This is a genomic window from Marinibaculum pumilum, assembly GCF_042646425.1.
Taxonomy (GTDB): Bacteria; Pseudomonadota; Alphaproteobacteria; order Ferrovibrionales; family Ferrovibrionaceae; genus Marinibaculum; species Marinibaculum pumilum.
This window is the reverse complement of record NZ_JBHRTR010000003.1, coordinates 1-19,868: the sequence shown is the minus strand read 5'-3', so window position 1 is coordinate 19,868 and position 19,868 is coordinate 1. Positions and strand designations below refer to the sequence as shown.

The window sequence follows — 19,868 nt, the reverse complement described above, 5'->3', positions numbered from 1 at the left end:
TCGCTCAGAGCGGACTCATGAGCAGTTCGACATCGAAGCCATAGGGCAGCATCGCGTCCGGCGTCAGCTCCAACCGTTCCAGCACCTCGTCCAGGCCGGCATTGCGCGCCATCGGCACCCGCAGCTTGGTCGGGTCGAAATGGTCCCGCCGCACGGCGGCGAGCGCCGGATAGGCCCGCGCCTCAAACGTTCCGGGCGCTGCGGCTTCCAGCGCCGCGACATTGGCCACATCGCCGCCGGAGGTGCGCACCCCGTCGATCCGCAGGCCCAGTCCGGCCGCCAGTTCCTCCATTTCCAGGTAGCGGCCGGTCTGGCGGAACAGCAGGTTGGGGTCCTTGCCCGGGAAGCGCCGCATCAGATGCCCCATCTCCAGCAAGGTGGCGGCATCGACGACATGTTCCAGCCGCAGCGCCTGCAGGGACGGGTCGCCGTATCGGAAGCCCAGCCGATCCAGGTTCCGCAGCAGGTTGAATCGGTCGAGCTGCACCGCGCCGCCCGGGGTCAGGCCGGCCATGTTCATGGAGGCCAGAGGCTCGTCGGCGGCCGGACCGGCATCGTCATAGCCCCTCAGCACCCGCCGCGGCGTCTGCGCATCCTCCAGTACCGCGACCCATCTGTCCGGGCTGCGGCCCGCCTGGCGCCGCATCGCGGCCTGTGCCAGGGCCGTGCCGCCGCCGGCCTGGTCCATGACCGTATAGGTCAGCGAGCGTTCCGCCCCGTCCGACAGGCCGGTGGTCTGAAAATCGGTCCGGCGATTGTACCAGGCGCCAGGCCGGCCTTGCACGATCGCGTCGTAGTCGGCCCGTCCCGGCACCGCGGCCTGGCGGCGCAGGCCGGCCTCCGCGACGGCCGCGGCGAAATCACCGGTGTCGCGGAACGGGTAGTGCAGCAGGGCGATGGCATCGTCGCTTGCGCCGACCAGGGCGGACATGCGCAGCGGCGCCTCCTCGAAAAGCCGCAGGACGTGGGCGGCTTCGTCGAGGCCGGCCAGTTCCACCCCGCGCACGGCGTCCGGCGACACATTGTCCAGGTCGCTCAGACGCCGCGGCCCGCCGTCCCGCAGGGCGGCGCCCAGTTCCTCCGTCAGCCCGGGCAGGGTGTCGGCATCGTCCAGGGTGCGGCCGGCCAGACCCGCCGGCAGGCCGCCGTCCGGGCTGTTGCGCAGCAGGTGGTAGATCTCGTCCATCCGACCCGGTGCGGCATTGATGGAGAACAGCTCCTCCGCCCGGGGTCCGGCCCGATCCAGGCCGATCGGCAGGAATTCCAGTTCCTGGAAGCTCATGCCGGGCACGAAACGCTCCGGCTCGAAATAGGGCAGGGCGCGGAACTCGTCGTAGAGCTCGTCCTGGATGGCGGCCAGGAGCAGTCGTCGCTGCTGTCCCGTCGCGGCACGTCCGCCTGCAAGACCGAACTTCGAGGCCGCCGCGTCCATCCGCGCCCCGATCCCGAGGGAGGCCTGCACCTGCAGTTCCCGGGCGATATCCGACGCGGAGCGGCAGCCGAACCGCTGCACGGGCATCAGGCCGCCAGTGTCGAAGATCACCAGGGTCCACGCGTCCGGCTTCCCGGCGACCGGCTGGAAGCCGAAATTGCCTGGATGGTTGTCGAGCCAGACGATGCCGCGCCGGTTGAGCCTGCGGATGCCGCGGTCCAGCGCGATCAACTGGCCGGGACTGAGGTCCCCCTGGCGCAGCAGGTCGCCGGCCCGTGTCTCCACGAATTCGACGACCTGGCCGAAACGCCAGGGCGGCGCGCCGGGGATGCGGAACTGCAGGTAGATCTCGGCAGCGCGGACGATGTCCCGGTCATCTGCCGGCATTGCCTGCAGCAGCGAATGGCCGAAGGCGTCGGCGCGGGCATTGGCTGTGTAGAGGGCCGCTTCTTCCGCTGCGTCGTAGCCGGCATCGCTGAGATGGCCATTGCCCGGCTCGCGAACGGCGAAACGCCGGCCGGCATTGTCGGTCGCCGGAAGGAAGCGGGCAAAGGAACCGCGCCGGATGCCGTCCGGGTCGAGGTTCAGCACATAGGTGCCGCCGGGGGTCTGGATATGGGCAAGGAACTCGGTGTCCTCGCCGCCGGCCCGGTAGAACTCTCCGACGCCGTCGAACCGGTTCTGCGCGATCGCGTCCCGCAGTGACGCTTCGTAGGCGACATCGTCGGTATCGAAGGCGCGACGGAACACTGCCGTCGCATCCGGGTCCGCGATCCGGGAGAGCGGCTCGAGCGCCTCCAGTTCCGCGATCTCCTCGGCGCTGAGGCGCGCCGTGGCCGAGGGGGCGAGGGCATCGGCGACACTGCTGCCAGGCGGCAGCGGCTGCGGCGGCGCGCTCAGCCAGGACGGCATGTCCGGTGACGCGTCCACCCAGCCGGCGTCATCGTCGGCGGCTCGCGGCGGCGCCCGCGACGGCGGGGGGGTGGCCGCACGCGGTGTTGCGAACAGGCCTCCTTCCGGCGCCTGCACGGCCCAGCTGTGGACCGGGCCCTCATTCACCCAGTCGGGGAGCGCGGACAGGGGCGGCGGGTCCGGCAGGACGATGTCGGCCTGCTTCAGGCCCCGCCCGATGGCCAGGGCGTCCAGTTCCGCCGGGTTCAGGTTGCAGGCCTCCATGCCGCCCTTCTGCACCATCCGCTCGACCCGGTCGTAGGCGGCATAGAGGGCGACACGGTCGTCCAGCGGCAGTTCGGCCAGGCGTGCCGGATCGTCGACCAGGGACGGCGCCAGCGCGGTGCCCCGCTGCGCCGCGGCGGTGTAGGCCGCGCTGTTGCCCTGCAGGCGCCGCATCAGCCGCGCCGCCGGCCCGGCACCGCCGATGAACGGCGCCGCCGCCAGCGCCTTTGCGCCGCCGATCGTCTTCTGGATCGCGGCCAGGGTGCTGCCGATCTCGCCGACCGCCGCCTGGCCGAAGATGTCCAGCCCGGACATGCCGAGGGCCGTCAGGGTCGCGATCGGGTTGGGCCGGCCCAGCCAGGCCTCCTCGTAGCGGTCGGTGCCGACGATCGCCGCCACACCCTGTGCGAAGTCCAGTTCCGTGGCACGACGGTCGTAGGCCGCCGGCTCGACCCACAAAGCCGCGCCGATATCGCCGACGCCGAGGGCCAGGGCTGCGGTGCCCGACAGGGCGAGCGGCAGGACCTTGCTCGCCAGGGCGACCCCTGCCGAGGTCATGCCGATCGCCGCCAGGGTTATCTGACTGTCCAGGTCGGAGGCCGCCTGCAGTTCCTTCCTGCGGCGCTGCAGGCGCTCCAGGTCGGCGAAGGTGCGCAGCGCGACCCCGTCGGTGACGGTGAAGGTCGGCCGTCCGGGGGCGGTCGGATCGACCGTGCCGGCGTCGAAGCCGTCGTTGGACAGCGCCAGGCTGGCGAGGACCTCCGGTACGAGCGGACCGAGCGGCGCGACCGCATCCAGCAGGTCGGTGGTACGGCACAGCGGATCGGTCGCCACACCCGGCAGGTCGTTCCTGCTCAGCCTGCCGCCGGTCGTCGTGGCGAGCGGGTCGCTGGCCGGCGCTACGTCGGCCAGCCGCTCGATCGCCCGATCCATCGCCGCAACGGTCTGTTGCAGGGCCTCCCGGGTGGAGGCGATCTGGTAGGCGCGCAGGGACGGGCCTTCCAGGCCGGCCTCGCGCAGCAGCCAGTCGTCGCTGAGCGCCAGGCCATAGGGGATGCCGGGCTCCCCGCCCGAGAGGGCGCGCCTGACAAGGTCCGCCGGCGGCGCCCCGGCCGGCGGGGCGACGGTGAAGACCTGCAGCGGCGAGGTCTGGCCGTCGAAGCGTGCCGCTGCCAGGGTCTGGCGCAGGCCGAGCAGGGCCTCGTCCCCCTGCACCGCGGCATAGCGGTCGCGGGCGCGATAGAGCAGCGCCAGGCCGTAGTCGCGCAGCATCAGGGCCGCGGCATGGCTGCCGACCCGGATATGCGTCTCGACCCTCGAGACCGGGCCGATGCCGTCATAGTCCTGCCGCTCCAGCTCCCTGGCTGCCAGGCCGTTGTCCAGGAGGTCCTGGACCGGTGCGAGCAGGAAATGGGTATATTCGGTCGTCAGCCGGCGGTCCGGGACGGCCCGTTCCGGCAGGCCGTGGCAACGCGCGGCGCGCCGCAGGGCATGCCGCCAGTCCATGCCGATCACCGCGCGGCTGCGCAGATCGTCCTCCGTCTCCATCATCGCCAGCGGGATCGTTTCCGCCGACACCACCGCCTTCGCCTCCGCATAGGGGGTGGACAGGGCCAGGTAGGGATCGTCCTCGAACACCGCCCGCAGGGTGTTGCCGGGCGGGACCGTAACATCCTCGACGACCCCGTAGGCCTGGAGCCGTTCGGCCCGGGCCGCCGCTTGCGCGGCCGGCGCATCCCCCGCCGGTTCGAAGCGGCTGACGAGGAACGGCTCGGTCAGGAAGATCCGACGCTCCGGATCGGCCGGCCGCGCCATCATCACCAGGCGGACCGGCTGGCCGCCGGGCCCGGGGACCATCACCGGATCGCCGTCGACCAGGATCTGCAGCGGCAGCGTGTCGCGCGGCATCGGCCCGGCCAGATCCACGCGGGCCTGCACGACCTCATTGGGGATCATGTAGCGCAGCGGCGGGCCGGTCGGGCCGTCGCTCGCCCGCACGAAGGAGATCGCCGCGGTATGGTCGCCGAAACGGAGCATCCAGCCGGCCTCGGAATCGCCGATGCGCAGATTCTTGCGCCCCGGCAGGACGCCGGCATCCCAGCTGGCATCGACCAGCAGCGGGGTGGCATGCTCCCGCAGCGCCGCGACATAGGCCGGATTGCCGGCATATTTCCGCTCCAGCCGTTCGAAGCCCCGCTCGACCATGGCGATCGCCAGGGGATCGCCGGCGTCCAGGTCGGCGCGGGTCTTGCGCGGACGATAGGCGACGTCGTCCTCGCGGCTCTCGATCTCCACACCCTGCCAGTGCAATGTCCGCTCCGGCAGGTCGCTGCCCAGCACCAGGAGGGTCGTGCCGCCACCCTGGCCGCCGCCATCCGGTCCGCCATAGGGGAAGAGCGGCGCGCCGTCCCGGTCGCGGTCGAACAGGTTGTCGACCGGAACAACCTCCACGACCTGCGGGATCGGCCGGCGCCAGAATTCGATGCCCTGCATCAGCCCGCCGGGCGCCGCGCCCTCGGCCAGCCGGTAGGCGCCGCTGCGGCCGCCGCCGCTGTCGGTGCGGCCGGTGACCGGGTCCACGAACTGCCGCCAGTGGCCGGCCAGAATGTCCGGCGCGGCCGCGTTCAGGGTGATCTCGACCCGGTCGAGCGCAACGGCGGCTTTCGTCACAGGCAGGCTGGCCGTGCCGTTGCCCAGGGCCAGTTCGACCCGGTCGCCGCCAGCGGTGCCGAGGTCGATGCCGGCGGGATCGAAGGCCCGGTCGCGCGCGGATGGCTGTTCGCCGTCCAGGGTGATCGTGATCCGATCGCCGTCCAAGGTGACGGGTCCCTTCGACTCCGGTACCGCCGGCCGATCCGCCTGGTGGTCGTCCGCCAGCCGCCCGAACCCGTGAGATTCGGTTGCCGGCGTGAAGGCGACCCACGGGCGGGCATCGTCGAACACGATGGCCTCGCCTTCGACCCGGCCCAGGGCGGCATCCTCGTATTGCACGATCCAGCGGCCGGCGAGGTCGGCCATGCCCAGGGACGTGCTTGGGGACGTGCTTGGGGCCGTGCTCGGAGGCACGTTCTGCGCAGCCGCCGGACCGGCCCAGAGGCCGGCCAGCAGGACCGCGGCGCCGGCCAAGCACCCGGCGGCCGTGCTGCGATGCGGCCTCATCGGCTGGCCTCCTGGCGCGGCGGCACCAGGGTTACGGGCGCGTCGGTCCGGAACAGGCGCGGCTCTTCGGTCTGGTGCAGCATCACCGCGCGCCGGCCGTCGATCCGCAGCGGGTAGGCATCGGCCGCCGGCGCCGCATCGAACTCGGCCTCGATGAAGTAGGGATGGCCAGGCACCACGGCCGCGACCGGCAGGAAGCGGTCGTCGTCCGCATCGCTCCAGTCGCCGGCGTCCAGCCGCACGACACGCAGCTCCGGCGGGGTCGGGAAGACCGGGTCGCGGCAGGCGAAGGGGGCCTTCTGCCAGGCGGAGAGGCCGCGGCGGGGGTCGGCGCGTTCCGGCCAGTCCGGGTCCGGCGCCTGCAGCCGCGGCACCCGGATCGGGACGAAGTCTGCGGTCTGCTGCAGCTTGCCGTCGATGCGCAGGACCGGGTCGAGGCCGGCGACCTGGAAGCGGGCGCGGTCGACGACCCGGTTCAGCGGGTCGCGCAGCAGCACTTCCCACTGGCCGCTGTGCAGATCCTCCGCGAGGAAGGCCCGGGGATCGTCCGGGTCCAGGCGCGCGGAACCGGCGAAATGCCGGGGCAGGTCCCCACCATCGCCCAGGCGCGAGGGCGGCCGGTACAATGCCGCCGACCAGCCATTGCCGGCGCCGGCCGGCAACTGCGCCTGAACGGCGATGCCGAATCCGCCGGGCGGCGACGCCGCCTCGGCGTCCTGGCGCACGACCTGCGGGCCGAGGCTGAGGCGGCCGGCATGCCAGGGCACCGCCACCTCGAAGTCGACATGGGCATTGGCATAGACGGCGTAGGTCCGGCCCCGGGCGCTGTCCAGGCGATAGAGCTTCAGTCGGTAGCGGCCGGGATGGCGGGGCACCGGGACGCTGATACGACCATCCGCGCCGACCTTCTGCCATGGCTCCCGGAGGGAGGCGCCGGCGGCGTGCTGCCGCAGGGTGTCGCCCCGGGCGGCTTCTTCCAGCGGCCCCAGCCGCATGCAGAAATAGCTGTCGAAGGGCAGGCGGATCAGTCGCACGAAATACCGACCGATCGGATCGGCTTCCGGGGCCGGTGCAGCGGCAGGTTGCGCCGCGGGTCCGCTGCGATCCGTTGGGCCGCCCGGCACGTCGACCCCGGGCACTTTCAACGCGGGGACCTGCAGTTCCGGCACTTTGAACTCAGGTGCTTTGAACTCAGGGACCTTGAATTCGGGCACCCGGACGCCGGGGACGCCCGGTTCGTGCCGGCCCGGCGTGGCTGCGGCCGGGCGAGCGGCCGGCGCCGCGGGCGGCAGAGGATTTGCCGGAAAAAGCCGATTGGCCTGGATCTCGCCGGGCAGGGGCGGGGCTTCAGACGATGGCTGCAGCTCCGCCGGGATCGCGACGTCGAAACGGACGTCGGGGGCATAGACGCTGACCGGGGCGCCCGAAAGCAGGGCCAGGCGGATCTCGCCCGGGGCGGGTCGGGGGGCCTGTCCTTCCGGATCGTCCGGCGGGTCCTCCAGCGCGAGCTCGAAGTCGAAGGCCGCCAGTTCCACCGGGGTAAACAGGTCGTCGCGGCGATAGAGATGGGCCGCGAGGCGATAGCGGCCGCTGCGCGCCAGATGGCCGGCCAGCCAGCGGTCGACGTCGGTCGCGCCGGCCAGGGTGGTGCTCGCCAGCGGATCCAGGGTCTCGTCATCCTGGCGCTGGAAAAGGTCAAGCCGCAGGCCGGGTGCCCCGGTCAGGTAGGGGTCGACGGCGACGGAGAGCAGGTCGGGTCGCCCCCCCCAGCGCCAGCGGTAGCGGCCGCCGTCATCGGGCTCGCGCGGCTTGAAGGCGATGAGGCCGCCGGGATAGCGGAGGCCGAAATGCACCCGGCGCGGCCCGCGCTGGTCGAGGGCCGATTTCTCGATCGCCGCATAATAGCCGGGGAACAGGTGACCCAGCGGATCGGTGGAAGAAAGCGGCTCCAGTCCGGCCCCGGAATCGAAGCCGAGCTGATGGTCTCGCCCGTCGATCCGGCGGTCCAGGATCACTGCGCCGCCGGGCAGGTAGCGGCCCAGCCGCCAGATATCGCTGTTCAGGACGGCCGGCATCGGCGATGCAACCAGGTCGCCGGGCTTGGACCGCGGCCGCGGCAGCGCGATGTCGAAGCCGCCGCCCACCTGCAGGATCCGGTCGCCGACCGCTGCCGGACCGTCGATATCCGCGGCTTCGTCCTGCGCCGCCAGCTGCGTGCCGCCGCTGCCACAGGCCAGCGCCAGGATCGCCGCTGCTGCGATCCTCCTGAGCCTCTGCGCCGGGTGCGGCCCGCTGTCGGTCAATCCTCTGGCTCCCCGCTGCTCGTCGTTGCGCTCCGGGATACAGTCTAGCGAACCGGATCCGTTCGCCGAATGACATGCCGGTGACGGCAGGGATGGCGGACCGTCGCCGTCAATGCCTCAGCCTTTCACGGGAAGGGGCGGGCCGATGTGACGGCGGTCACGGCGACAGCCCCAACCTGCGGGCGCCTCACTGCCTGGCAAGACTCTTGCGCGGGTCGAAGAACGGCTTCTCTACGATCCTCGCCGCCGCCGCCCCGGTCGGCATGGCGACCTCGACCGTGGTGCCGCCCCCCGCCAGGTCGCTGGCCACCATGGCCAGCGCGATGTTCCGATCCAGGCGCGGCGAGTAGACCGCGGACGTCACCTTGCCGATCGTCCGGCCGTCCTTGCGCACCGGCCAGAAGGTCGTGTTCGGACCCGGCAGGCGGGCGCAGTCGATGTGCAGGCCGACCTGCCGGCGGCGTACCCCCTGGCCACGGATGCGGCGCAGGGCATCCTTGCCGATGAAGTCGAAATCCCCGTCCAGGCTGACGAGCCTGTCCAGCCCCAGTTCGAACGGGTTGGTGTGGATATCGGCATCGGCATGATAGGACAGCATCGCGCCTTCGATGCGCCGGATCGTCGAGGTATGGCCGGGTTGCAGGCCGAAGGGCGCCCCCGCCGCCATGATCCGTTCCCAGAGCTCGTCGCCGCGGCTGCCGTCGCGCAGAAACAGCTCGTAGCCCAGTTCGCTGGACCAGCCGGTACGGGAGACGATCAGGGGGATCCCGTCGAGCGACATCTCGCGGAACCAGAAATAGCGCAGTTCCATGATACCGTCGCCGAACAGCGCCCGCATGATCTCGCCAGATACAGGCCCCTGCAGCTGAAGCGGCGAGACATCCGGCTCGCCAATCGTCACGTTCATGCCGGCATGCACCGCGACACCCTGCGCCCAGAGCAGGATGTCGCTGTCCGAAAGCGACAGCCAGAAATGGTTCTGCCCCAAACGCAGCAGCACGGGGTCGTTCAGGATGCCGCCCTCGGCATTGGTGATCAGCACGTACTTGCACTGGCCGACCGCCAGGGCCGACAGGTCGCGCGGCGTCAGGGTCTGCACGAAAGCGGCTGCATCGGGACCGGTGATCTCGACTTGCCGTTCAACGGCCACGTCGCAGAGGATCGCGCCGTTGACGAGGTTCCAGAAGTTCCGTTCCGGATCGCCGAAATCGCGCGGGATGTACATGTGGTTGTAGACCGAGAAGGCGCGGGCGCCCCAGCGCAGCGTCGCCTCGAAATAGGGGGAACGCCGGATCTGCATGCCGAACCCGACATCGTCCGCTTCTGCCATCCTGGGCCTCTCGCGCTTGCGGCCATGACCGGCAGCGCCGAGCCTAACCGGCTCCGCAGGGTGCCCGAAAGAGGGGCCGGTCAGGCGCCCTGCCGGCGCAGGGCCTCCGCCAGGGCGCAGAACGCCTCGATGCTCAGCTCCTCGGCACGGCATTCCGGTGCGATGCCGGCCGCCGCCAGCAGGGGCACCGGGTCGGTGCCGAGGCTGCGCAGCGCAGAGCGCAGCATCTTGCGCCGCTGCCCGAAGGCCGCCTGGGTCACCCGCTCCAATAGGTCGGGCCGGGCGGGGGCAAGCGGCGCGGGACGGGGGATCAGCTGGACCACCGTGGAGGTCACCTTGGGCGGCGGGACGAAGGCGCTGGCCGGCAGGTCGAACAGGCGCCGGGCCTGCATCCGCCACTGCGTCGCGACGCCCAGGCGGCCGAAGGCCCGCGTGCCGGGCGCGGCGGTCATGCGGTCGGCGACTTCGCGCTGCACCATCACCGTGAGGCTGTCGAACAGTTCGCATTTTGCGAACCATCTGAGCAGCAGCGGCGTGGCGATGTTGTAGGGCAGGTTGGCCACCAGCTTCGCCGGCGCGCCGGCCAGCAGTGCCTCCTCGTCTGCCTGCAGCGCATCGGCCTCCACCAGGGTCAGGCGATCCGGATAGGCCGCCTGCAGATGGTCGAGCGCCGCAATGAAGCGCCGGTCGCGCTCCACCGCGACCACCCGGTCCGCACCCTGTGCCAGCAGCGCACGGGTCAGGCCGCCGGGGCCGGGGCCGACCTCGTAGACGGTGAAACCGGTCAGCGGCGCAGCGGCGCGCGCGATCTTGGCCGTCAGGTTCAGGTCCAGAAGGAAGTTCTGGCCCAGCGCCTTCGTCGCGGTCAGTCCATGGGCGGCGATCACCTCCCGCAGCGGCGGCAGGGCCGGGGCACTGGGCCCATTGTCCGACTCAGGCGGCATCCGCCGCCGCGCGGCAGGCCGCCATCTCGGCCGCCATGCGCAGCGCCGCGATCAGGCTGACGGGCCGCGCGACGCCACGTCCGGCAATGTCCATCGCCGTGCCATGGTCGGGGGAGGTGCGGATGATCGGCAGGCCCAGGGTGACGTTGACCCCGCGGTCGAAGTCGATGGTCTTCACCGGGATCAGCGCCTGGTCGTGATACATGCAGAGCGCCGCGTCGTAGCCGGCCCGCGCCCGCGCATGGAACAGGGTATCGCCGGGCAGCGGTCCGCGGGCATCGATCCCCTCGTCGCGCAGGCGCTCTACTGCCGGATGCACGATCTCCCTGTCCTCCAGCCCCAGGGCGCCCTCCTCGCCGGCATGCGGGTTCAGGCCCGACAGCACCAGCCGCGGCCGGTCCAGGCCGAAATCGCGGCGCAGGCTGCGATCGATCAGGCGGCCCTGGATAACGAGGTGGTCGGTGCTCAACTGCCGGATCGCGTCCTTCAGCGAAAGGTGGATCGTCGCCGGTATTGCCCGCAGGCCCGGGGCTTCCGCCGTGTCCGGCACCGCCAGCATCATCGCGTGATGCGGTGCGCCGGTGCGGTCGGCGAGATATTCCGTATGACCGGGAAAGCCGAAGCCGCCGTCATAGAGCAGCTTTTTGTTGATCGGATTGGTGACCAGGGCCGCAGCCGCGCCCGCCATCGCCAGGTCGACGCCGCGCTGCAGCGCCGCCACCACCGCGCCGGCCAGCCCGGGATCGCCATGGCCGGGCTGCCAGGGCACCCGATGGCCGACCGGCAGGACGGGAAGGGCGCGCGGCCAGACGGAAGCGGCCTCCGCGGCCCCGCCGATCTCCGCCACCGGCACCGGCCAGCCCAGGTCCTGCGCGGCGGCACGCAGGCGCGCCGGATCATCGATCGCCAGGAAGGCCGGCACTGCCTCGACCTCCCGCTGCAACCAGGACTGCATCATGATCTCGGCGCCGATGCCGCCCGGCTCGCCCATGCTGACGCACAGCGGGGCGATCGGCAGGCCTCCCGCTTCGCTCATGGCGGCAGCTCCTTCCGGCGGTCCTAGTTGCGGATCTCAATCAGGGCATCGCGCCGCAGGTCGCGCAGGTAGCGCCGCGCCTGCAGGCCGATGCGGTCGTTCGCCAGGCGCTCGCGCACCTTTTCCGGATCGGTGCGGTCATCCTCCTGGTCCACGCGGTTGCAGACCACCAGAAGGACGAAACCGCGGCCATTGTCCACCGGGTCGGTCACGTCCCCGGCCTTCAGCGGCTGCAATGCCTGGCGGAACTGCGGCGGCAGGTCGGCCAGCCGGACCTGGCCGAGCTGTCCGGCTTCGTCCGCGCCATGGGCCTTCGCCGCCGCCTCGACATCGCCGCAGCCGGAGATCTGCGCCTTGGCGGCGCGCGCCTTCTGGGCGATCGCCTCCCGCTGGCCGGCACTGAGCTGCTCTGGCGCCGCCCAGGCGAGCTGCGCCAGGGTGAAGCGGCTGTTGGAACCGTCGGTGGCGCCGATGATCCGCTTGTCGCGCAGGAAGATGATGGTCCAGCCGCCCGGGATCTCGATCGGATCGGTCAGGGCGCCGACCGGCATCGCCTCCACGACGGTGCGCACCTCTTCCAGCATGCTGGCGCTGTCGACCCAGCCGATATCGCCGCCGGCGGCGGCCGTCGGGCCCTGGCTGAACTGCTGTGCGGTGACGGAGAAGCGCGCGCCCTTGCGCATATCCTCCACCAGCCGCTGCGCCACCTCGCCGGCGCGGGCCGCATCCTCCGGCGAATCCGGGATCAGCAGGATCTCGGCCAGATGGTATTCGGTCTGCCCCTCCAGCGACTGCCAGCGCTTGATCTCGTTCTGCACCTGCTGGTCGGAGATCTGCACCCGCGGCAGAACCTGCTGGCGCAGCAGCTTGCCCCAGGCAATCTCCGCCTTCACCTGCGCGGCCACCGCCGACTTGTCGATGCCGCGGGATTCCAGCGCCTGGTCCAGGGTGCCCGGCTGCATGTTGTTGTTGCGCTCCAGGGCGGCGAAGGAATTCTGCAGTTCCTCCTCCGTCACCTCGATGCCGCGGGCTTCCGCTTCCTGCAGCTGCAGGCGTTCGTCGATCAGGGTCCGCAGGATCTGCGGTCGCAGGTTCTGCCGCGTCTCCTTGGTGTCGGGCAGGTTGGCGGAGCGGACGACCAGGTCCAGCCGCCCCTCCATGTCGTGGGCGGAGATCACCTCGTCGTTCACCACCGCGACGATCCGCTGCAGCTGCTGGGCCGTCGCGTGCTGCGGCAGTCCGGCTGCGGCCAGCCCCAGAAGTAGCGCCAGGATGGCGGCGAGGCGGAAGCCCCAGGCGGTGGAAGCGTCGCCGGGCAGGCGGCTCGCGGAGTTGGTCTTGGACTTCGGGTGCAACGGGATGCCTCGATCCGTCTGGGTTAGCTGTGCCGACTGTACCGGGCCGCGCGGCCGCCTGCATGCCCTGCGGCAGATTCCGCCAGGCCGGCACGGCCTGTCATCGGCGATGCCCCGCCCACCGGTCAGTTCAGGTTGGCAAGCCGGAAACGGAAGCCGAATGTCGTCTCCGGCTGGATGTCCCGGTTCCGGAAATAGCTGGTATCCGCGAAGAGTAGCAGGTCGAAGCACTCGTCCGTGTATCGAAGGCCAAGATTTGTGTAAAGCGAACCGCCATCCTCGCCGAGATCCTGGAGATGCGCGGCGGTCGCCGTCCAGTACTTGCTGATCCGCAGATTGCCCTGCACCTGCACCGCCTCGCGGTCGCCGGTGCTGCCTTGGAACTGGGTGTCGTCCAGTTTGGCATAGGACACGTTGACCCGGAACGCATCCGGGCCGGCGCCGGCGATGATCTCGTTGCGGCGCAGGTTCATGCCGCGCGGGTCCAGCCGGGCGCGCCACAGCAGGTCGAAATACTTGTTCGGCGCCAGGTTGGTGCTCATCACGATGTCGGAGACCTGGGTGCGCAGGCCGGAGCCCTCGTCGAACTCGTAATCCTCGCCGTTGCGGATCGACTGGCCGATGAAGAACTCGCCATAGCCGCTCTCCGGCCAGTAGAGGCCGGTACGCACGCCGTAATTGAAGCGCGGGCCGCCGTCCCAGCGGTCCAGCCCGGGGAAACGGTTGGTCTCGAACAGGTTGGTGGTGTCGAATTCGACGTCCTGGCTGTCCTCGTTGGGGATCAGGGAATTGCTGCCGGAATAGGGGGTCAGGACGATCCCCGCGATCGGCTCCAGCACCTGCCGGACATTGCCGATCTGGCGGACCAGGGGCCAGCGCCAGTCGAAGGTGAGCGCGGGCACCAGGCGGCCATAGGTGCCGCTGTCGTTGACCGAGGAGGCGCTGCCCGGGATCGGCTGGGCGTCGAGCCAGTAGACGGCGCCCTGCAGTTCCGCCCGCACCCGGTAGATGTCGCCCATCGGCCCTGTATAGGGAAGCTGCCAGCCGCCATTCACCGCCAGCCGGCGGGTGTCGGTGCCCTCGTTCCGGGTCAGGGCCACCATCGAGGCATCGACCGTGTAGCGCCCGCCATAGTCGCCGGCATCGGACTGCCACTCGTAGCGCAGGTCGGGCAGGATCACGGGGATCTGGTCGTCATCGACGCCGCTGCGCAGGTCCTGGAAGCTGTAGGCGTTGGCGACGGCATAGTTGCGGTAGTCGACCCCCTCGATGAAGGCGCGGCTGGTCAGGGTATCCAGGTTGGAGATGTCGTAGCGCTTCAGATAGGTGTCGTCGCTGGTGCGGAAGAGGTTGAAGCCCCAGCGCCATTCCGGATCGATGCGGAAGCGGCCGACGCCGCGGACATGGCCGCGCCAGCGTTCGGAGCCGACCTCGTTGTTGTTGTCGTCGCGCTCCGTGCCGCGGGTGATGCTGCCATCGGCCACGACTTCGCCGGTCGAGAAGCGGCGGCGCGCCTCGCCGTACAGCTGCGGCGCCTGTTCCGTCGACAGCCAGGGGGTCAGGGTCAAGTCGGTCTGATCGTCGAGCACGATATAGTAGGGCATCTGTGCGTTGGTGCCGAAATAGCTGTTCTGCCGGAACACCGGCGGCAGGAAGCCCGTCTTGCGCTCCACGCTGGGGTCGGGATGCGCGAAATAGGGGGTGTAGAGCACCGGCACGCCATAAACATCGAACGTGGCGTTGCGGTAGCTGATCTCCTTCTCTTCCTGGTCGTGCACGATCCGCTGCGCCCGCACCTGCCACAGCGGCGCGCGGGACGGATCCTCCGCGCAGAGGTTGCAGGGGGAATAGACCGCCTTGCGCATCACGGTGCGGTTGCCGTCGCGGCGGCGCGCGGAACTCGCCGCCATCCGGGAATTGTCCGACAGCAGCGCCCGGATGCCCTGGATCGCGCCGTTCCGGAACTCTTCCTTCAGTTCCAGATAGTCGGCAAAGAGAACATCGCCGGTCGGTTCCATGAGGGCGACATTGCCGCTGGCGGTGACCACTTCCGTCTGCTGGTTGTAGGTCACGGTATCCGCCAGCAGGGTGCGGGGACCCTGCGTGATCTCCACATTGCCGCGGGCGATTACGGTCTGCAGGCCCTCGTCGTAGGTCATGCTGTCTGCGGACAGCAGGACGGGCTGGCTGGTGTCCTGGCTGACCTGCGCGCGGCCGCTGGGCACCGGCGCGGCTACCAGCAGGACGCAAAGCAGGACAAGGACCGCCCGCGCCAGGCGCCGGCCGTCGATGCGGCGCAGCGACGGCGCAGAACAGCGCCTTCCGCCGGTGACCGCCGGCAAGCGGTCAGCCATCTTCAAGATGGAACAGCATCGCCATGCCCAGAAGCAGGAAGATGCCGGTGGGCGCCAGCGCGGCGAGGGTCGGCGGCAGGCTGCCGGAGATGCCCAATGCACTGACCAGGTCGGACAGGAAGTAGAACAGGAAGCCGATCGCCACGCCGGCCGCCATCAACAGGCCGGTGCGGCCGCTACGGGTCAGCCGCAGGGAAAAGGTCGCCGCCAGCAGCACCATGGCGCAGAGCAGCAGCGGCACGACCAGCAGGCTGTAGAAGTGCAGCCGGTGCCGCACGGCGGAGAAGCCGGCATCCTCCAGGGTGCTGATGAACCGCGGCAGGGCCCAGAACGAGATCGTCTCCGGCGAGGCGAAGCTGTCCTGGATCCGGCCGACCGTCATGCTGGTCGGGATCACCATCGTCTCCTGGTATTCGGGCGCCTGGTTGGGACCGGTGATCACCGCATCGGTCAGCTTCCACTCGCCCGGCTGCAGCCGCGCGGAGGTCGCGTCGATCCGCCGGACGAAGCGGTCGTCGCCCTTGTAGAAGAACAGGATCACGTCCTTCAGCTCGACATCCTTCTGTGCCATCCGCAGGGCATGCACCACCGCCTGGCCGTCGCCTTCGGAATCGCGCAGCCAGAAGCCGGTCTCCGAGACGGCGAGGGCGCTTGCCCGGCCCTTGAGATACTTCGCCTCCAGCTGTTCGTAGCGGGAGACGAGGGTCGAGGCGATGGGATTGTAGACGGTGATCGTGAAGACGCCGATCAGGAAGGCGATCGCCAGGGCCGGCATCAGGAACTGCCAGGCGGAGATGCCGGCGGCCCGCGCCACCGTCAGCTCGTTGGTGCGGGTCAGGCGCGACAGCACCAGCATGGCGCCGAACAGCGCCGCGAATGGCAGCAGCTTCATCGACAGGGCCGGCAGCTTCAGCAGCGACATCTCCACGACCATGTCGAGGCCGACATCGTCGCGCTTGCCGGCCCGCCGCAGCATCTCGACCATGTCGAAGATGAAGGTGAGGGCCAGCAGCACGCCGAAGACGCTGGCGAAGCCGACGACATATTGCCGGCCGAAATACATCGAGAGGGTGCGCGAGATCTGCATGACCGCCCCTTCAGCCTTTGGCCCGTGCGAAGCGCCATGACGGCAGGCGGTCGCCCAGCGCCTCGACCCAGCGGCCCACCCGTCCGCTGCCCAGCGGGCGGTCGCGCAGCATCAGCCAGACAGAGATGGCAGCCACGATGAGCGGCGACAGATAGAGCAGGAAGATCGTCGAGGGGATGATGTTGGCCAGATAGGGCAGGCCAATGCTCAGCACCATGAAGCCGATGGCGCCGAACGCCGCCGCCACCAGCCGCCGGTAGCGGCCGCGGCGGCTGTATTCGCCGCCCAGGGTCGCGGCCAGCGCGATCAGCGCCAGGGTCATGGTGCCCAGCGGCCCGGCGAGCCGGTTATGCGCCTCCACCTGGAAGCGCCAGTAGTTGTTGCGGTCGTCGGGATTGTCCATGTCCGGCCAGAGCAGCTCGTGCATGTAGCGTTCGTGCGGCTCCTGCCAGCCTTCGCCGCCGCTCTGCGTGTAGGCGTCCAGGTCCAGCGCGTAACGGTCGAAATAGAGCAGGCTGAGCGACTTGCCCTCGCCGCCGACCTGCTGGCGGTTGCCGTTGATCATCATGAAGCGCGGCCCCTCGGGGGTGCGGATCAGCGCGCCGCGCTCCGCCATCATGGTGATCGGCTTGGCCTTGTCGCGGTTGTCGTGGATCAGGATGCCCAGCATCTCGCCCGACGGCAGGCGCTCGCGGACATAGACGGTCAGGCCGGGCGCCGGGTTGTTGAACACCCCCTCCTGCAGCAGGACCCCGGCCAGGTTGGTGCGCAGCTCATACTGTGTGGTGCGCAGGGTGCGGGCGCCGAGCGGCGTGAGATAGAGGTTCATCGCCAGCACCAGGACGGTGCAGAAGGCGGCCATGATCAACGCCGGCCAGGCCAGGGCCCAGCGGCTGAACCCGGTCGCCCACATCACCACAAGCTCGGAATCCGTTGCCAGCCGGTTGAAGGTGTAGAGGGTGGCGCAGAACAGGCCGACCGGAATCAGCACCGCCAGAACGCCGGGCAGGACCAGGCTGGTCAGGTACAGGAAGGAGCCGAAGTCCAGGCCCTGGTTCACGATGCGGTCGAGGAAGCGCAGCGACTGCGACAGCCACACGACGCCCGTCAGGGCCAGGACGACGAAGGCGAACGGGCCGATCAGAAGGCGCAGGATATAGTACTGGAGTGACCTCATTGCGGCCGCAGTATAGCTGCGCCGCAGCATGGCGCCATGGCGCGCAGGGTCGCGCCGGCAATGGCCGGGCGGGGGTCCGACCGGGTGGCCGGAAAGGCCGCGGCGCGGGGCCTTCGGCATCGTAGCGGATGCCGCCGGCTTGTGGGCCGCGCGGCGCCGCGCTAAGTGAAGTGACGAACGAATCCAATTGCTTGCCGATCCGTCAGCGGGCCAGAGGCGGGCCGTCGGACGGGGCCACGCCGCGAGAGGTTGCCATCCATGAAGATCAATTTCGTCGAACAGTCCTGGCCGAAGGGCGGCGCGGTTGCCGCCGCGGTCGCAGCCGACGGCAAGCTCTCCGCCGCGGCGAAGGAGGCGGATGCGCAGACCGGCGGCATGGTGGCCCGTGCGATCAAGGGCAGCCGCTTCACCGGCGAGGCCGGCCAGATGCTCGAGCTGATGGCGCCGCCGAAGCTGGGCGCCGACCGGATCCTGCTGTTCGGCATTGGCAAGGCCGACAAGGCGGAGCCCGCGGTGTTCGAACGCGCCGGCAGCGACTGCGTGCGCCGGCTGCTGACCTCCGGCGTGGAGGAACTGACGGTCCTGGTCGATGCGATGGACGGATTGCCGTTCAAGGCGGGCGAGGCGGCGGCCCGGCTGGCGCTGGGCGCGCGGCTCGGCGGCTACCGGTTCGACAAGTACCGCACCAAGCAGAAGGACAGCGAGAAGCCGAGCCTGAAGGCGGTGAAGATCGGCGTCGCCAAGCCGGCCAGCGCGCGCAAGGTCTATGGCCCGCTCGACAAGATCGCCGACGGCGTCTTCCTGACCCGCAACCTGGTGTCGGAGCCGGCGAATACGCTGTACCCGGAAACCTTCGCCAAGGAGTGCAAGAAGCTCTCCAGCCTGGGAATCGACGTGACCGTGCTGGACGAGGCCCAGATGAAGAAGCTGGGCATGGGCGCGCTCCTGGGCGTGGGGCAGGGCGCCACGCACAAGCCGCAGCTGGTGGTGATGGAGTGGAAGGGTGCCAAGAAGTCCCAAAAACCGGTCGCCTTCGTCGGCAAGGGTGTCTGCTTCGACTCCGGCGGCCTGTCGCTGAAACCGGCCCAGTCGATGGAAGACATGAAGTGGGACATGGGCGGCGCCGGCGTGGTGACCGGCCTGATGGCCGCCCTGGCCGGCCGCAAGGCCAAGACTAATGCGATCGGCATCGTCGGCCTGGTCGAGAACATGCCCGACGGCAATGCGCAGCGGCCGGGCGATGTCGTCACCTCGATGTCCGGGCAGACCATCGAGGTGCTGAACACCGACGCCGAGGGCCGCCTGGTGCTGGCAGACGCCCTCTGGTACTGCCAGGACAAGTACAAGCCGCAGTTCATGGTGGACCTGGCGACCCTGACGGGCGCGATTATCATCGCGCTGGGCAGCGAGCATGCCGGCCTGTTCTCCAACGACGATGCCCTGTCGGAACGCCTGCTGGCCGCCGGCAAGACGGTCGGCGAGCCGCTGTGGCGGCTGCCGCTCAGCGACGCCTATGACAAGGGCCTCGCATCGCCGATTGCGGACATGCAGAACATCGCCGGCCCCGGCTTCGGCGCCGGCTCGATCACCGCGGCGCAGTTCCTGCAGCGCTTCGTCAACGAGGTGCCCTGGGCGCATCTGGACATTGCCGGCGTGACCTGGAGCAAGAAGGACAAGCCGGGCGCGCCGCGCGGTGCGACGGCCTTCGGCGTGCGCCTGCTGGACGCCCTGGTGGCGGCCCACTACGAGGGCTGAGCCGTCGGGCCGGCCCGCGGGCCTGCACCGTGCCAGAGGTCCATTTCTACCACCTGGAGCGGCTGCCGCTGGAGAAGGCGCTGCCGCAGCTGCTGGAAAAGTGCCTGCAGCGCGGCTGGCGCGCGGTGGTGCGCGCCAGCACGCCGGAGCGGGTGGAGGCCCTGACCGGGCAGCTCTGGGACTACGACCGGGAAAGCTTCCTGCCGCATGGCTCGGCGCAGGACGGCGAGGCCGCCGCGCAGCCGATCTGGCTGACCCACCAGGCGGAGAACCCGAACGGCGCGCAGGTCCTGTTCCTGGTCGACGGGGCGGACCTGGAGGCGGCGGAGGGCTATGAGCGGGTCTGCGACCTGTTCGACGGCAGCGACAGCGGTGCCGTGGCCGCGGCGCGCGACCGCTGGCGAAAGGCCAAGGCGGCGGGCGCCAGCCTGAAATACTGGCAGCATGGCGAAAAGGGGTGGGAGAACCGCGCCTCCGGCTGACCCAGCCCCCGACACATCGCCCGGACGCTTCTAGCGCGGTCCCAACTCAAGTGGAAGCGGTGACGCGACCACGATCGTCATCCCGGACTTGATCCGGGATCCATTCCGCCAACTTTGCGGCTTCTGAGCAGCTGGCGGAATGGGTTCTCGGGTCAAGCCCGAGAACGACACGTTTTCTACCAAACCTAGGAAGACACTAGGACACCGACTCATAAGCGCGCAGCCAAATTCGGACAGCAGCGAGCTTGATGAGTGCGAGGTAGTTTTCCGGCATTTTC

The 19,868-nt window shown here is 70.0% G+C and carries 11 protein-coding genes; 2 read left to right on the top strand and 9 right to left on the bottom strand.

Annotated features, from left to right (window positions below; genetic code table 11):
* Positions 1–4: 4 nt before the first annotated feature.
* The 9 genes from ACFOGJ_RS00365 to lptF all read right to left on the bottom strand — a co-directional run bounded on the left by ACFOGJ_RS00365 (position 5) and on the right by lptF (position 17,353).
* Positions 5–5,626: a hypothetical protein gene (locus tag ACFOGJ_RS00365; RefSeq protein WP_379897396.1), complete on the bottom strand. Its 5,622-nt coding sequence runs from the start codon at positions 5,624–5,626 to the stop codon at positions 5–7.
* Positions 5,627–5,763: 137 nt separating this feature from the next.
* Entirely contained in the window at positions 5,764–8,070 is a 2,307-nt protein-coding gene (locus ACFOGJ_RS00360; RefSeq protein ID WP_379897395.1) for a hypothetical protein, read from the bottom strand.
* Between the two features lie 187 nt (positions 8,071–8,257).
* Positions 8,258–9,400: a glycine cleavage T C-terminal barrel domain-containing protein gene (locus tag ACFOGJ_RS00355; protein WP_379897394.1), complete on the bottom strand. Its 1,143-nt coding sequence runs from the start codon at positions 9,398–9,400 to the stop codon at positions 8,258–8,260.
* A gap of 80 nt (positions 9,401–9,480) precedes the next feature.
* Positions 9,481–10,344, bottom strand: a complete 864-nt coding sequence (gene rsmA / locus ACFOGJ_RS00350) for a 16S rRNA (adenine(1518)-N(6)/adenine(1519)-N(6))-dimethyltransferase RsmA (RefSeq protein WP_379897393.1) — start codon at positions 10,342–10,344, stop codon at positions 9,481–9,483.
* A complete protein-coding gene (gene pdxA / locus ACFOGJ_RS00345; RefSeq protein ID WP_379897392.1) occupies positions 10,334–11,380 on the bottom strand; it encodes a 4-hydroxythreonine-4-phosphate dehydrogenase PdxA in 1,047 nt (348 codons plus the stop codon). Before pdxA ends, rsmA begins: the two co-directional genes overlap by 11 nt.
* Before the next feature lie 23 nt (positions 11,381–11,403).
* Positions 11,404–12,735 (bottom strand): peptidylprolyl isomerase, encoded by a 1,332-nt coding sequence (locus tag ACFOGJ_RS00340; RefSeq protein WP_379897391.1) that lies wholly within the window; start codon positions 12,733–12,735, stop codon positions 11,404–11,406.
* A gap of 125 nt (positions 12,736–12,860) precedes the next feature.
* Positions 12,861–15,089: an LPS-assembly protein LptD gene (locus tag ACFOGJ_RS00335; RefSeq protein WP_379897390.1), complete on the bottom strand. Its 2,229-nt coding sequence runs from the start codon at positions 15,087–15,089 to the stop codon at positions 12,861–12,863.
* On the bottom strand, positions 15,082–16,176 hold the full coding sequence (gene lptG, locus ACFOGJ_RS00330) for an LPS export ABC transporter permease LptG (protein WP_379897389.1): 1,095 nt from the start codon (positions 16,174–16,176) through the stop codon (positions 15,082–15,084). The genes ACFOGJ_RS00335 and lptG overlap by 8 nt, the downstream gene beginning before the upstream one ends.
* Positions 16,177–16,186: 10 nt before the next feature.
* Positions 16,187–17,353, bottom strand: a complete 1,167-nt coding sequence (gene lptF / locus ACFOGJ_RS00325) for an LPS export ABC transporter permease LptF (RefSeq protein WP_379897388.1) — start codon at positions 17,351–17,353, stop codon at positions 16,187–16,189.
* Positions 17,354–17,611: 258 nt separating this feature from the next.
* On the opposite strand from lptF, the gene ACFOGJ_RS00320 reads away from it, so the two are divergent.
* Both ACFOGJ_RS00320 and ACFOGJ_RS00315 read left to right on the top strand, forming a co-directional pair.
* A complete protein-coding gene (locus tag ACFOGJ_RS00320; RefSeq protein ID WP_379897387.1) occupies positions 17,612–19,108 on the top strand; it encodes a leucyl aminopeptidase in 1,497 nt (498 codons plus the stop codon).
* Positions 19,109–19,137: 29 nt separating this feature from the next.
* Positions 19,138–19,590: a DNA polymerase III subunit chi gene (locus ACFOGJ_RS00315; RefSeq protein ID WP_379897386.1), complete on the top strand. Its 453-nt coding sequence runs from the start codon at positions 19,138–19,140 to the stop codon at positions 19,588–19,590.
* Positions 19,591–19,868: the final 278 nt, after the last annotated feature.